We start from the raw sequence: 297 nt of genomic DNA on the forward strand, positions 1-297 counted from the left end.
ACTCGAGTTCTCCTACGACCTGCTCGGCCGATTGGTCCAGGAGACCACGGCGCAAGGCGCCTTGTCCTACGAATACGATCCACTGAGCAACCTCACCACCCTGACGTTGCCCACCGGCCAACACCTCAATCACCTGTACTACGGCAGCGGCCATCTGCATCAACTCAACCTCGACGGCCAGCTCATCAGTGACATCGAGCGCGATGACCTGCACCGCGAAGTCCTGCGCACCCAGGGCACGCTCACCAGCTGCTTCGGCTACGACGCCATGGGCCGCAAGAGCTGGCAGTTCGCCTC

1 protein-coding gene is annotated in these 297 nt (G+C 62.3%); it reads left to right on the forward strand.

Going from position 1 to position 297, the window contains the following annotated elements; genetic code table 11:
- On the forward strand, positions 1 to 297 hold a 297-nt coding region (locus ACM6IT_RS27985; RefSeq protein ID WP_414919111.1), incomplete at both ends, for a hypothetical protein.

This window comes from Pseudomonas sp. IT-P4 (assembly GCF_949767755.1).
Lineage (GTDB): Bacteria > Pseudomonadota > Gammaproteobacteria > Pseudomonadales > Pseudomonadaceae > Aquipseudomonas > Aquipseudomonas monachiensis.